Source organism: Mesorhizobium sp. M0306 (genome assembly GCF_040321655.1).
GTDB lineage: Bacteria > Pseudomonadota > Alphaproteobacteria > Rhizobiales > Rhizobiaceae > Mesorhizobium.
In genome coordinates, this window is sequence record NZ_JAMYRY010000019.1 from 102,627 (window position 1) to 116,064 (window position 13,438).

Genomic DNA, 13,438 nt, shown 5'->3' on the forward strand with positions numbered 1-13,438 from the left:
TGTATGCCGCGCTGCCTGCTGGCCAGAATGGCGCTACCGCTGCAGGGCGCCTTGGAAAGATAACCCCTGTCGGTTTCGACGACCGCTTCAGGAATCATATCATGCGCAAACGGACAATCTCCCTCGTTGCAATTCTTGTCGCTGCAGGCGGCATCTGGCTCAACAACACCTCGCTGCTGTCGAGCCGGCCGGGCGGCACCCCTTCGGTGCTTGCCCATCGCGGCCTGGCTCAGGATTTCGACCGTACCTCGGATCGGAAACATGCACGGCATGCTCGCATGCTGACGCTGCGCCATTCCTTCCTCGAAAACACGATACCCTCGATGGAAGCCGCCTTCGCGCTCGATGCGGACGCGCTCGAACTCGATGTCCATCCCACTACGGACGGCAAGTTCGCCGTCTTCCACGATTGGACGCTGGATTGTCGCACCGACGGCAAGGGTGAAACGCGCAGCCATGCAATGTCCGAATTGAAGACGCTCGATATCGGTTATGGCTACACTGCCGATGGCGGCAAGACCTTACCGTTTCGCGGCAAGAGTGTCGGCATGATGCCGTCGCTAGATGAAGTCTTACAGCGCTTCCCGAACCGGCGCTTCAATATCAACATCAAAAGCAACGATCCCAAGGAAGGCGAGATGCTGGCCGCCTGGCTCGCCACATTGACGCCGGCCGAGCGCGCCAATCTGACGGTCTATGGCGGTGACAGGCCTATAGAAGCAGTGAAGGCAGCGTTGCCGGATATGCACACGCTGAGCCGCGCATCCCTGACGCGCTGCATTCTTCGCTACGCTGCGCTCGGCTGGAGTGGCTACATTCCGCATGCCTGCCGCCAGGGCACTTTGCTCATTCCCGTCAACGTCGCGAAGTGGATGTGGGGCTGGCCCGATCGTTTTCTCGACCGTATGGACAGCGTCGGCAGCCGCGTCTACCTGCTCGGTCCCTATTCCGGTGGCGAGTTTTCACAAGGCCTCGACGACCCCGCCTCGATCGACCAACTGCCGGACGATTATTCCGGTGGGATTTCGATGGACGCGCTGGATCTGGTCATGCCTGCCGTCAAGCGGCGTTTCGCACCACCTGCTTGAAGAGACACCTGTCTCAAACGGATTGGCCGTATCGGGACAGTATCTTAGCGCTGAGACAGTTTCGAGCCGACGCTCAAATCCTCGCCTCAAAGAGTGACGCGGTATTTTGCAAAGCCTGCTTCGCCCTCGCCCGCCGGCTCGATCTTCAGCGACTTCACCTGCGCAATAAACTCCTTCGCCTTGGCGCCGGTCTCGAACATGACGCTGGTTCCCGGTAGTGGCGCAAACGACCAGTTGGCGTCCGCCGACGGGTTGATGGTTCCTTTACTGATAATGTAGCGCACGATCACGTCGCGGTTGGTGTCGGGCGCTTCGTAGATGATCTTCGAGGCATTGACCTCCGGGAAATTGCCCCCGCCGCCGGCACGGTAGTTGTTGGTGGCGACGACGAATTTCCGCTTGGGATCAATTGGTTTGCCGTCGAATATCAAGTCAATGATGCGGTTCGAGCCGGCATTCACCAGCCCACCCTTCGAATCATATTTCGGTGGCTGCGACAGATCGATCTTGTAGGTGACGCCGTCGATCACGTCGAAATTATAGGATGGGAAGTCGGAGTCGATGAGCGCCTGGTCGGCTATGCCCGGTTCGATCCGGTTGAAGATGCCGGCCGACATTTCCAGCCATTCCTTCACTTCTGCTCCGGTGATTTCGACGGCGCGCACCGTGTTTGGATAGAGGTAGAGATCGGCGACGTTCTTGATGGCGATATCACCCACCGGCACGTCGGTGTAATAGTCGGCGCCGTTGCGCCCTCCCGCCTTGAACGGTGCCGCTGCCGACAGCAGCGGCATATCCTTCCACTCGGTGTTCTTCAGGATGTCCTTCAAGTACCAGGTCTGCGACTGGCTGACGATCTGCACCGACGGATCGTCGGCGACCAGCGCAAAATAGGAATAGAGCGGCGCAGAGGTTTTGCCGACCGGCCGGCGCACATAGGCAAGCGTCGCCTCGTGGTCCTGTTTGAGCGCGTCGACGATGCGCTGGTCGTCAGCGACCGTCGGCTTGTTCGTCTTGTCGACCCGCTCAAAGATAGGCCTGGCCTCAGAGGTCGCCGAGACGATTTTCCACGTCGATCCGTCGCGCTCCAGCAACAGATCGATCAGCCCCATATGCGAGCCCCAGAAGCCGGCCATGACGGCGGGCTTGCCTTGCAACGTGCCCTTCGCCGTATCGACAGCTTCCAGCGACTGAAAGTCCTTCTTGCCAGGGAAGACCAGATGCTGGTGGCCGGTGAACACCGCATCGATACCTTCGACACCGGCAACGAAGAAGGAGGCATTCTCCATCAGGTCGCTTTGCTTCACGTCGATGCCGGAATGGGAGAGCGCAATGACGATGTCGGCGCCTTCTTCCTTCATCTGCGGCACCCACGCCTTGGCCGCCTCGACGATGTCGCGCGTCTTGACGCTGCCTTCGAGATTTTTCAGATCCCAGACCATGATCTGCGGCGGCACGAAGCCGATGATGCCGATCCTGATCGGTTGCTCGGCGCCCGATCCGTCCTTGATCTTCCTGTCGAGGATGACGTAAGGCTTGAGATAGAGCTTGTCGTCGCGCGGGTTCGCGGCAAGCTCCGTGCCGCGGATCAGGTTCGCGCAGACAAACGGGAAATTGGCACCGGCCAGCACCTTGTCCATGAACGACAGGCCGTAGTTGAACTCGTGGTTGCCGAGCGTCGAGCATTCGTAGCCGAGCAGGTTCATGACCTTCATGACCGGATGCAGATCGCCATCCTTCATCCCCCTCTCGTAGGCGATGTAGTCGCCCATCGGGTTGCCTTGCAGAAGGTCGCCATTATCGATCAGCATCGCGTTGGTTGCTTCCTTGCGCACGGCTTCAATCAATGATGCCGTTCGCGACAGCCCCATCGTGTCGTTAGCTTTGTCGGCGTAGTAATCGTAAGGCAGCACGTTCACGTGGATGTCGGTCGTCTCCATAATCCTCAGATGCGCCTGATTGGCTTGAGCCCGGGCGGAGAACGGGTGCAGCATGATCAGCGCTCCGCTGGCGGCGACGCCGGCGAGGAAATCGCGGCGTGAGACGAGGTGGCGCAATTGAGACATTCGTTTTCTCTTTCTTCCACGACGTGACAAGTCCTGCCCGAAGCAAAGCTTCGCGCCGAAATCCAGCCGAGTCCAGAAGCCGATTCCATCAAGAGGAGGTGACGCGCCGATGAGTGTCCGGCGGCGAACAATCAGCCCTTATCGTCGTCGCCCTGGGTGATCAGCCGCGCGCTGCGCTGACCGGTGAAGTAGATCCATAGCCAACTCAGGGAAACCGCAAGCCGGTTACGAAAGCCGATCAGGAAGTAAATATGTGCCAAGCCCCACAGCCACCAGGCAAGCCGGCCGGTGAGCTTGATCCAGCCGAAATCAATGACCGCGGCGCGCTTGCCGATCGTCGCCAGATCGCCGTCATGCCTGTAGCTGAAAGGGCGCGGTGTCGCGTCACCGGCAAGCCTTGCCTTGATCGTTGCGGCGACGTGCCGTCCCTGCTGCTTGGCGGCGGGCGCGACGCCCGGCACCAGCCGGCCATCCGGCCGCAGGACGTGCGCTGCGTCACCGACGACGAAAATCTCCGGGTTTCCCGGCACACTCAGGTCGGGCTCGACAAGCACCCTGCCTGCGCGGTCCGCTGCCGTGCCGAGCCATTCGGCGGCCGGCGAAGCGGCGACGCCCGCCGCCCAAAGAATTGTCCTGGCCGGCAAATGTGTGTCGCCGAAGACGACACCCTCGGCATCGCAGCGTGTAACTGCCCTGCCGAGTTCGACGGTCACGCCGAGCCGTCCGAGCGCCTTCATTGCATAATCGGAGAGTTCGGGAGCGAAATTCGAGAGGACGCGGTCGCCGGCCTCAATCAGCACCACACGCGTCTGCCGCGTGTCGATGTTGCGGAACTCGCCGCGCAGCGTGTCGTGCGCCAGTTCGGCAATGGTGCCGGCCAGTTCCACGCCGGTCGGCCCGCCGCCGACGACCGCCAGCGTCAGCAATGCCTGGCGCTTAGCGGGATCGGTTTCCCGCTCGGCCTGCTCGAAAGCCAAAAGAATACGCCGTCGAATGGTGGTGGCGTCCTCCAGAGTCTTCAGGCCCGGGGCGAACGGCTCCCATTCGTCATGGCCGAAATAGGCGTGCCGCGCGCCGGTGGCCAGCACCAGAGTGTCGTAAGCGACCGTGCCGCCGTCCTGCAGCAGCACGCGCTTGCCGTCGCGGTCGATTCCGGTCACGGTGGCGAGCAGCGTCGTCACGTCATTGCGCTTGCGCAGGAGATGGCGGATCGGCCAAGCCACTTCGGAGGTGGCCAGCGCCGTCGTCGCGACCTGGTAGAGCAGCGGCTGAAACAGATGGTGATTGCGCCTGTCGATCATGGTGATGCGCACCGGCGCGCCGGCAAGTGCGCGGGTGAACTCGAGGCCGCCGAAGCCGGCGCCTACGACGACGACGTGATGGTTGGCTATGTTCATCTCACTCATCCCTCTCGCCAAGGCTGATGTAAGTATCGTTGTGCAGTGCAGCAATACCTGCGCTGCAACTGCTTGGGACTCGTCTCTTGATGTCGTGAATACGCATGCTGCAGGCTCATTCCCGGATATAGCTTACGTCCCAGATATGACTTGGTTGGAACAGTATATTGCAGGTGAAGCATGGCTAGGAATGAAGACGAAAGCTCAGCGCAATACGCCTCGCCGCCTTGTTTTATGCACGAGCTCGATCCGGAGTTCCAAGCGCCGCTATCCGACTGGACCGATGTAAGGCGCTGGCGCAAGGCCGAGCGCGAGCGGTTGATCGTATCCCGCCTTGCCGTTTCAGCCGACACGCGCGCAGCTATGTCGCAGCGCATTGCCGAAGGGCTAGACGCGGTGATCGGCGACATCGCTGGCCGCATGGTCAGCCTCTACTGGCCGTTTCGCGGCGAGCCGGACCTGCGCCCGTGGATGGAGACCGTTAACGCGCGGGGGGGTCGCACGGCGTTGCCCGTCGTCGTCGAGAAAGACCGGCCGCTTGTCTTTCGCGCCTATACCCACGGAGACCGGCTGGAGAAGGGCGTCTGGAATATCCCGATACCGGCCGAGGGCGATCCGGTGCTGCCCGACATCGTCATTTCGCCGATCGTCGGCATCGATCCCGGGCAGTTTCGCCTGGGTTATGGCGGCGGCTTCTTCGATCGCACGCTTGCCGCGATGCCCTTCAAACCGCTGGTCATCGGCGTCGGCTACGATCTGCAGCGCATCGTCACCATCTACCCACAGCCGCACGACATTCCGATGGACCGTGTGGTGACCGAGGCATTCAACACCTAGGCGAGTTCGGGGCCTAGGCGAGCTCAGGCTTCATTCCCACGGCTGTGCGATCGACGATTTCGCGCAAGGCAAAGGACGAATTGATCTTCGTCACATGCGGCATTGCCGACAGCCACTCCTTGTGGATGCGTTCGTAGTCGACGAGATCCTTAGCCGCTATGCGCAGGATGTAATCATATTCACCCGACATCAGATGGCAGGACAGGACGTTCGGGCAGCGCTTTATCGCCGCCTCGAAATCCGACAACGTCTTCTCGAACTGCCCGGACAGCGATATATGCACGATCGCCGTCATCTGGTGCCCAAGTGCAGCGTTGGACAGCCGGGCGTGATAGCCGCGGATGGTTCCGGATTTCTCCAGATTGTCCAGCCGCCGCGAACAGGCCGACTGCGATAGGCCAACCTTCTCGGCGAGCGCTGCGTTGGGTATCCGCCCGTCCTTCTGCAACGTCTCGAGAATGGCGATATCAATCCTGTCGAGCGGCATTTTTGCGGGTTCCTGCGACAATTCCAATGTTTTGCGCAACGATTATCGAAGAGTGACCTCTCAGGCAAGCGCATTCGCAAACACTTACCGAACGATTCGTGGTTCACTATCTCTAGACAGGGAACAGCCCTAAAAGGGCCGGATCAGGAGAAAAAAGATGCGCGTCGGTTGCCCCCGGGAAATCAAGAACCATGAATACCGCGTCGGCCTGACACCCGGCTCGGTCCGCGAATATGTCGCGCATGGCCATGAAGTGCTTATCGAGACGGGCGCCGGCGCCGGCATCGGCGCCGATGACAACGCGTATCGCGCCGCCGGCGCCACGATCGCCAAGACGGCCGCCGACGTTTTTGGCAAGTCTGACATGATCGTGAAGGTCAAGGAGCCGCAGCCCAACGAATGGGTTCAGCTCCGCGACGGCCAGATCCTCTATACCTATCTGCATCTTGCTCCGGATCCGGAGCAGACCAAGGGCCTGCTGGCCTCTGGCGTGACCGCAATAGCATACGAGACCGTCACCGACGAGCGCGGCGGCCTGCCGCTCTTGGCGCCGATGTCGGAAGTTGCCGGCCGCCTGTCGATCCAGGCGGGCGCCACGGCGCTGCAAAAGGCCAATGGCGGCCGCGGCGTGCTGCTTGGCGGCGTGCCCGGCGTGCTGCCCGGCAAGGTCACTGTGCTCGGCGGCGGCGTCGTCGGCCTGCATGCCGCACGGATGGCTGCCGGCCTTGGCGCCGACGTCACCATCATTGACCGCTCGCTCCCGCGCCTGCGTCAGCTCGATGATATCTTTGGCGGCCGCGTCCACACCCGCTACTCGACCGTCGAGGCGCTGGAGGAAGAGTGTTTTTCGGCTGACATCGTCGTCGGCGCCGTGCTGATCCCGGGGGCAGCAGCGCCCAAGCTGGTGACGCGCGAAATGCTGTCGGGCATGAAGAAAGGCGCCGTGCTGGTCGACGTCGCCATCGACCAGGGCGGCTGCTTCGAGACCTCGCACGCCACCACCCATGCCGAGCCGACCTATGAGGTCGACGGCGTCATCCACTATTGCGTCGCCAACATGCCGGGTGCGGTGCCGGTCACCTCGGCCTACGCGCTCAACAATGCGACGCTGCATTATGGCCTGCAGCTCGCCGACAAGGGCCTCAAGGCGCTGGTAGACGACCACCATCTGCGCAACGGGCTGAACGTCCACAAGGGCAAGGTCACGAATCGCGCAGTGGCCGAAGCGCTCGGTTACGAGCTGGTCGAGCCGAAGGCCGTTCTCGCGGCCTGAGCTGTCCGAATCTGCCTCTCCAGTGCCCGTCGGTTTCGTCCGACGGGTTTTTTCTTATGTGAAAAACTGAAAAGTGTCGGGCGCGCGGAATAACCGGACAACAAAAAAGCGGAGCCAAAGCCCCGCTTCCTCGGTTGTCGAAAATTCCCGCCGGTTCATCCGCGGTTGGTAAATCGATCGACTGTCGCTTTCTACCGCCGATATGCGACGGGAGTACGACAGCCCCAAGCCGGTGCGACCTGTCCGGTTACGCGCGGTCGATCCGGCACTGATAGCAATTGTTGCGCGCCGAGCGGATGTGGACGTAAGCAATGTCGTCGCGTTGGAACAACGTCTCTGCCCGTGCGGCAATGGCGTCGGTCGGAATGACGCCGCCGCTGCCGTAAACGATGCGGTCGTCCTTGCCATAACCGCGCACGATGTAATCGCTGCTTTCGAGCATTTCGGGAAGCAACTTAACCTCGGCAGCGCGTTCGCATTCTTCAGCATGAAGGAAGATCGGCCCGGTTTCGGCATAAGGCTGCAGCTCCGGAAAAGGCCGATAGGCCAGAACAAGATAGGCTTCTTCCGCAGCAACATTCTTCAAGCAATGACGGCAAGGCACGCCGTCGCCGTCTGAAATCTGCCGCTCTGGCTTCAGGCCATAAGCATCCGGCCCGCCGCGCTGAAGTGCGCGGACCGCATCGGTTGGCAAGGCTTTGAATTTTAGCGTCATGGCAAAATCTCCGGTGTCGTCGACCGGAAATTATGCTCGCAAGACAGAGCTTCCCACCCGATTCCTGCCGAAATGGATCAGTCCATCAGCGCGTCGAGACCGCGAACCAGACCTTTGATCTGCTGTACCCTTCTGATGGCGAGCAGCGTGCCCGCCACGTAAGGCGCCGCGGAAGAGCCGGCGTCGTGGCGTATGGTCAACCGCTCGTCTGGCAGACCGAACAGCGCCTCGCAGGACAGGATGTAGGACGGCAGCCGAAGCGCGTGCACTTGCACCCCCTCGCCTGCGCCGACCGCACCCCCGCGTGTGGCCGGCACGCCAGAGACCTCCGAGACCGGCTTTGCCGTTGAGGCCTTGCGGATGTCGGCCAGCGCCTCAGCAAGCTCCCGTGCGGTACCGGAGGGCGCGTCGGGCTTCTTTGCACTGGCATAATCGATGACCTCGACATCCGGCACGTATTTTGCCGCCATAAGTGCAAACCGCTTCATCAGAGTGGCGGTGATGGAAAAATTGCCAGCGGCAACGACGCCGACGCCGTTGGCGCGCGCCGCGGCGTCGATGTCGGCATAGTCGGCAGCACCCAGTCCCGACGTGCCGATCACCGTGTGCCGTCCCTTGTCGATGGCGAGCAGCACATGGTCTTTCACGACATGCGGCTTGGTGAAGTCGACCAGCACGTCCGACGGCGCCTCCAGCGCCTCGGCGAGCGAGGCCGAAACGGTGATACCATTAGCCGGCATGCCAACCAGCAGGCCGGAATCCTGCCCTGCGCCGCTGCGTGACACAGCCCCGGCCAGCTCCATGTCGCCTTGCGCCCCGATCGCCGGAACCAGCGCCTTGCCGACCCAGCCGGTCGCGCCGGCCATTACCACGCGTATTGCCATCATGCGATCCTCCATCACCATCAGTTTTTAGACGATAGCGATATGGAAAGAGCCAAGCTCATTCAAGTCGGGTCCGCCTTTGAGTGTTGATCCAGACCCTGGGACGTTGCAAAGACAAGCTGAAGCTCGGATGAACCGGCCTGAAAATCAGGGCCGCATGACGCTGGCCGCGCGATCGGCAAAAGACATCGGATGTACGACCTCCTTTTTTTGCGCCACTGGCGTAAAGCCGAGTTTTTGATAGAGCGGCAGTGCTGCTGGGTGATCGAGGGTGCAGGTCTGCACCGTCACCCGCCTTGGCCCGTGCGACCATGCCGCGGCGATTGCCGCACCGAGGAACCAGCGACCGATGCCTTGCCCGGTCGCGTGCTCCATCATTCCGAAATAAGCGAGTTCCACTTCCTCCGGCAAATGCGGCTTGAGGTCGAAGAAGCCGGCCGGCGCACCATCCAGATAAAGCACCCTGATGTCGCGGTCCTCGCGGTGGATGCCCGCCGCAAGCTCCTCGTCGCTCAGCCTCAACACATTGACCCAGTGCCATTTGCGGCCGACCCGATCCATCAAATAGCGGTAGAAATGCAGGGGAATGTCTTTGGTCTTGAGCAGCGCGATCTGGCGGTTGTACGGCAGCGGCGGCGAATAGGCAGGCGGCACATGCATTTCGAGAAACGTCACGGTGACGTCGATGTCTTCCAGCGATCCGTCTTCCATCACCGTCAGTCCTTGCCCGTCACGACGGGCGTGTCGGAAAGCCCGCCCCATTCGGTCCATGAACCGTCATAAAGCCTGTTGTCGGCATGGCCAAGCGTCTCCAAAGCTAGCGTGACGGCTGCCGCGGTGACGCCCGACCCGCAGGAGGTGACGACCGGCTTCGACAGGTCGATGCCGGCGTCCTCGATCACTTTACGCAGCCTGTCCTTGGGCAACAATTCGCCGTTATCCGAAAGCGCCGAAAACGGCACGTTGTGCGCGCCCGGCATATGGCCGGAGCGGATGCCGGGGCGCGGCTCCGGCTCGGTGCCGGCAAAACGGCCAGGCGAGCGCGCGTCGGCGATCTGGCTCTCCCTCGTCTCGACGATCCGGCGCATGTCGGCAAGGCTGGCGACGCGGGCGGCATCGAAGTTGGCATAAAACACGCAAGGCGCGATCTTCGTCGGCTCCGCCGTCACCGGCCGTCCGGCGGCTTTCCAACGATCGAAGCCGCCGTCGAGTATATAGACCTGGAACACGCCCATGACGCGAAACAACCACCAGGCGCGCGGTGCAGAAAAGAACCCTGGCCCGTCGTAGACAACAATCGTGTCATCGGCCGAAATACCCATCGCGCCGACATATTGCGCGAAATGCTGCGGCGACGGCAGCGTGTGCGGCAGAGCCGCGTCGGGGTCCGAAACCGCATCCTGGTCGAGGAAGCCGGCGCCTGGAATATGCGCTGCGTCATACTCGGCGCGCGCGTCACGCTTTTGCGCCGGCAGATACCAGGACGCGTCGACAATCGTCAGGCCCGGTTCGCCGAGCCGCTTCTGCAACCAATCGGCATCGATGGTGAAAGGACTGTCGTCGGCCATCTTTCTCTCCTGTCCCGCCTGTCGCAGTCCTATATCAGGCTGGCGGCATAGGACCAAAGCGAATGCGGAAGCGCCGGTTCTCGCGGCCCTTCTTCTCGATCTTGCCGATATGGATCTCGCCGATTTCGCTGGTGCTCTTTACATGGGTGCCGCCGCAAGGCTGGCTGTCGATCGAAGCGTTCTCGCCGATGCAGACCAATCGGATCTTTCCCGTGCCAGCCGGGGGCCGCACATTCTTGGATTTCACCAAGCCCGGATTGGATGCCAGTTCCTCGTCGGAAATGAGCCGGGTGAAGATCGGGTGGTCGGCTCGCACCAGCTCCATCAGTCTGGCCGTCACGTCTTCCTTGGTAAAGCCGGCGTCCGGGATGTCGAAATCGATACGGCTGTCGTCCTCGGAAACCGCGGCGCCGGTGATCGGGAACGGACAGACGACGGTAAGCAGGTGGCAGGCAGAATGCATGCGCATCAGCAACTGCCGCCGCGGCCAGTCGATGGCGAGCCTCATGCGCTCGCCCACCTTTGGAACTGTCTGCTCCGGCGCCGGCACATGGATGATCTCGTCCTTGGTTTCGCCGGTGATCGTAGCGGCAATCGCTATGCCGGTGCCATCGGCGCGTTCGAGGCTGCCGGTGTCGCCCGGCTGCCCGCCCGATGTGGCGTAAAACACCGTCCGGTCCAGAATGATGCCGCCGCGATCGTTTACTGCGACGACGGTGGCGTCGGCCGTCCCCAGATAGGCGTCGTCACGAAACAGCGCCTCGGTCTTGTGCGCCATCATGCAACCCTTTCGAACGGTACCGAAATCGTGGTCCGTTGCTCCATCCAGCCCGGCACCGGCAGCTTCTTTTCGCGCAGGAATTCAGGATTGAACAGCTTCGACTGGTAGCGCGTGCCGTAGTCGCAAAGCATGGTCACGATGGTGTGGCCGGGGCCTAGCTCGCGCGCCAGGCGAATGGCGCCGGCAATGTTGATGCCCGTCGAACCGCCAACGCAAAGCCCCTCCTCCTGGATCAGGTCGAATACGATCGGCAGTGCGTCCTCGTCGGGGATCTGGAAGGCAAAATCGGGTGTAAAGCCTTGGAGGTTGGCGGTGATCCGCCCCTGCCCGATGCCTTCGGTGATCGAACTGCCCTCGGATTTCAGCTCGCCGCTGGTGTAGAAGGAATAGAGCGCTGCCCCCAGCGGATCGGCCAGCGCGATCTTGACCTGGCTGTTTTTTGCCTTCAGCCCGAAACCGACGCCTGCCAGAGTGCCGCCGGAACCGACCGCCGACACGAAACCATCCACCTTGCCGTCAGTCTGGTTCCAGATTTCTTCGGCCGTGGTGCGGATATGGCCGTCACGGTTGGCGACATTGTCGAACTGGTTGGCCCAGATCGCGCCGTTTGGCTCGGTCTTCGCCATCTGCTCGGCCAGCCGGCCCGACAGCTTCACGTAGTTGTTCGGGTTCTTGTAGGGCACGGCGGGCACTTCGATCAGCTCGGCGCCGAGCAGTTTGATCGTATCCTTCTTCTCCTGGCTCTGGGTGTCGGGAATGACGATTACCGTGCGGTAGCCGAGTGCCTTGGCAACCAGTGTCAATCCGATGCCGGTATTTCCGGCCGTCCCCTCGACGATGACGCCGCCGGGCCGCAGCAGCCCGCGCTGCTCGGCATCGCGGATGATAAACAGGCCGGCGCGGTCCTTGACCGACTGCCCGGGATTCATGAATTCGGCCTTGCCCAGGATCTCGCAGCCGGTTGCTTCCGAGGCCTTGTTGAGGCGGATCAGGGGCGTGTTGCCGATCACGTCGATCACAGAACGGGGCATGGAGATTCCTTTGTGGGTGCGGCGAAACCCTAGAAACCCGAAGCTTCGGTTTCAAGGCAAGAATTTGCCTGGTCCAGTCGCATTTCGCACACTGCAATTCCTGCAGCCAGGAGCGCCCGGCCGGTATTCATTTCAACCATGTACCGAAAAGCACTCTTTTCATTCGATTTCTTCACCGCTAGAGCACAGGCTAAGAAGAGCCGGCGGGGCGCAACATGACACTCTATCGGGCCAATCCGAAGCATGGCGTCGCCTGGATTACGGGCGGCAGCAGCGGTATCGGCCGTTCGCTGGCCAAGGATCTTGCCGCTCAGGGCTATGTCGTCGCGGTGACTGCGCCCGATGACCATCCGATCGATACGCTCATCGTCGAAACGGCGCAGATGGCGGGCCGTGTCGCAGCCTATCCTTGCGACGTGACCGACGAAAAACGCATGGCGAAGACGGTTGCAGCGATCGAGAAAGATCTCGGTCCGATCGTGTTGGCAGTGTTCAACGCTGGAAGCTATATCGCAACGCCGGGCGAGGATCTTGTGGCGCGCAATTTCCGTCGGTCTTTCGAAGTCAATTATTTCGGCATCATCAATGGCCTGGTGCCTGTCATCGAACGCATGCGCGTGCGCTCGCGCGGCCATGTCGTGCTGATCGGTTCGGTTACCGCCTATTTCGGCTGGCCCACCACCGCCGCCTATGGCGGCACCAAGGCGGCAGTCAATATCCTGGCCGAGTCGCTGAAATACGATTTCGACAAGATGAACGTCCGCATCCAGGTGATTAATCCGGGCTTTGTCGACACGCGGCTGACTGAGAAGAACTTCCTGCCGATGCCGGGATTGATGCCGGTCAATCTGGCCTCGCGCCGCATCGCGCAAGGCATCGAATACGGCGGCTTCGAAGTCACTTTCCCACGCCGCCTGAGCTGGACGCTGAAGCTGCTTAGGATGCTGCCGAGGCCGTTCTGCCGATGGGTGATCAGCACGGTCACCCGCTGGAATGCGCGGCCACTGAATTTCGACCGCAAGCCACCGGTCGAATAGGATCGGTGACGGGGCGATGGATCGTGTTTGCGGGTCGCTGGGGCGCCACGTCATCGCCGGCGACGCGCTGTCGCCATCGACCACGGCTTTCCTCGCGCAGCGGATCGTCGTGTGGGTCGAGGCGGTGGTGAAGTGAACCAAAGGCCTCAAGCAAGAGGGGGGGGGCGCGCCCGGCCAGGGGACGCGCGAAAGTAATTTTTTAAAAAAACAAAGAAAGTAGAAACCCAACCACAGCCTATATTTACAACCCCCCGGGCGGCGGGAGGCGGCCCAC

Annotated in this window: 13 protein-coding genes; 4 read left to right on the top strand and 9 right to left on the bottom strand. The window is 61.6% G+C overall.

The genetic code is table 11. The annotated features are described in order from the left end of the window. The first annotated feature begins 98 nt into the window (after window positions 1–98). Complete coding sequence (locus NKI95_RS23140; protein ID WP_502909231.1) at window positions 99–1,088, top strand: glycerophosphodiester phosphodiesterase family protein; 990 nt, start codon at window positions 99–101, stop codon at window positions 1,086–1,088. Between the two features lie 86 nt (window positions 1,089–1,174). Here NKI95_RS23140 and NKI95_RS23145 read toward each other — a convergent pair whose 3' ends face one another. Beyond that, window positions 1,175–3,154 carry a bifunctional 2',3'-cyclic-nucleotide 2'-phosphodiesterase/3'-nucleotidase gene (locus tag NKI95_RS23145; RefSeq protein ID WP_352719512.1) on the bottom strand — a complete coding sequence of 660 codons (1,980 nt, stop codon included), beginning with the start codon at window positions 3,152–3,154 and terminating at the stop codon, window positions 1,175–1,177. 131 nt (window positions 3,155–3,285) lie between these two features. Beyond that, window positions 3,286–4,551: an NAD(P)/FAD-dependent oxidoreductase gene (locus NKI95_RS23150; protein WP_352719530.1), complete on the bottom strand. Its 1,266-nt coding sequence runs from the start codon at window positions 4,549–4,551 to the stop codon at window positions 3,286–3,288. Window positions 4,552–4,731: 180 nt separating this feature from the next. On the opposite strand from NKI95_RS23150, the gene NKI95_RS23155 reads away from it, so the two are divergent. After that, window positions 4,732–5,388: a 5-formyltetrahydrofolate cyclo-ligase gene (locus NKI95_RS23155; RefSeq protein ID WP_352719514.1), complete on the top strand. Its 657-nt coding sequence runs from the start codon at window positions 4,732–4,734 to the stop codon at window positions 5,386–5,388. A 13-nt stretch (window positions 5,389–5,401) separates the two neighbouring features. Here the strand turns inward: NKI95_RS23155 and NKI95_RS23160 are convergent, their stop codons facing one another. Further along, window positions 5,402–5,875, bottom strand: coding sequence for an Lrp/AsnC family transcriptional regulator (locus NKI95_RS23160; protein WP_023675099.1), 474 nt, complete (start codon window positions 5,873–5,875; stop codon window positions 5,402–5,404). 157 nt (window positions 5,876–6,032) lie between these two features. Between NKI95_RS23160 and ald the strand changes: the two genes are divergently transcribed. Beyond that, a complete protein-coding gene (gene ald, locus NKI95_RS23165) occupies window positions 6,033–7,148 on the top strand; it encodes an alanine dehydrogenase (RefSeq protein WP_352719515.1) in 1,116 nt (371 codons plus the stop codon). 247 nt (window positions 7,149–7,395) lie between these two features. Here ald and NKI95_RS23170 read toward each other — a convergent pair whose 3' ends face one another. The 6 genes from NKI95_RS23170 to NKI95_RS23195 all read right to left on the bottom strand — a co-directional run bounded on the left by NKI95_RS23170 (window position 7,396) and on the right by NKI95_RS23195 (window position 12,127). Then, window positions 7,396–7,863 (bottom strand): DUF1203 domain-containing protein, encoded by a 468-nt coding sequence (locus NKI95_RS23170; protein ID WP_352719516.1) that lies wholly within the window; start codon window positions 7,861–7,863, stop codon window positions 7,396–7,398. A 77-nt stretch (window positions 7,864–7,940) separates the two neighbouring features. Next, window positions 7,941–8,747 (bottom strand): 4-hydroxy-tetrahydrodipicolinate reductase, encoded by an 807-nt coding sequence (dapB, locus tag NKI95_RS23175; RefSeq protein ID WP_352719532.1) that lies wholly within the window; start codon window positions 8,745–8,747, stop codon window positions 7,941–7,943. A gap of 147 nt (window positions 8,748–8,894) precedes the next feature. Continuing rightward, entirely contained in the window at window positions 8,895–9,458 is a 564-nt protein-coding gene (locus NKI95_RS23180; protein ID WP_352719518.1) for a GNAT family N-acetyltransferase, read from the bottom strand. 5 nt (window positions 9,459–9,463) lie between these two features. Beyond that, a complete protein-coding gene (gene sseA / locus NKI95_RS23185; RefSeq protein ID WP_352719520.1) occupies window positions 9,464–10,315 on the bottom strand; it encodes a 3-mercaptopyruvate sulfurtransferase in 852 nt (283 codons plus the stop codon). A 34-nt stretch (window positions 10,316–10,349) separates the two neighbouring features. Then, window positions 10,350–11,093, bottom strand: coding sequence for an alanyl-tRNA editing protein (locus NKI95_RS23190; RefSeq protein ID WP_352517128.1), 744 nt, complete (start codon window positions 11,091–11,093; stop codon window positions 10,350–10,352). Further along, window positions 11,093–12,127, bottom strand: a complete 1,035-nt coding sequence (locus NKI95_RS23195) for a cysteine synthase A (protein WP_352719521.1) — start codon at window positions 12,125–12,127, stop codon at window positions 11,093–11,095. The genes NKI95_RS23190 and NKI95_RS23195 overlap by 1 nt, the downstream gene beginning before the upstream one ends. Before the next feature lie 215 nt (window positions 12,128–12,342). Here NKI95_RS23195 and NKI95_RS23200 point away from each other — a divergent pair, with 215 nt between their 5' ends. Beyond that, complete coding sequence (locus tag NKI95_RS23200) at window positions 12,343–13,164, top strand: SDR family oxidoreductase (protein ID WP_352719522.1); 822 nt, start codon at window positions 12,343–12,345, stop codon at window positions 13,162–13,164. Window positions 13,165–13,438: the final 274 nt, after the last annotated feature.